The 367-nt window shown below is 62.1% G+C and carries 1 protein-coding gene; it reads right to left on the reverse strand.

Features of this window, described 5'->3' with window-relative positions; all coding sequences use genetic code 11:
* On the reverse strand, positions 1–352 hold a 352-nt coding region (locus AC1DLB_RS32430), incomplete at its 3' end, for a pyridoxal-phosphate dependent enzyme (RefSeq protein WP_477786586.1).
* Positions 353–367 lie beyond the last annotated feature (15 nt).

Here is a 367-nt window from a genome sequence, read left to right on the forward strand (position 1 = left end):
GCGAGTAGGCCAGGGCTTCCGGGAACGAATCGCCGTGCAGTACCACTTTGCCGCCGCGCGAACGCACGCCTTCGACCTTGATCTCCGGGGTGGTCTTGGGCATCACGATGGTCGCTTTCACGCCCAGCACTTTGGCTGCCAGGGCCAGGCCTTGCGCATGGTTGCCCGCCGAAGCGGTGACCACGCCACGGGCGCGCTCTTCATCGCTCAGTTGCGTCAGCTTGTTGTAAGCGCCGCGAATCTTGAACGAGAACACCGGCTGCAAGTCTTCACGCTTGAGCCAAATCTCGTTGCCCAGCCGCTCGGAGAGCTGGCGAGCAGTCTGCAATGGGGTTTCTACGGCCGCGTTTATGACGTTGCCGTAGAA

It is taken from the genome of Pseudomonas sp. 05N434 (assembly GCF_056396965.1).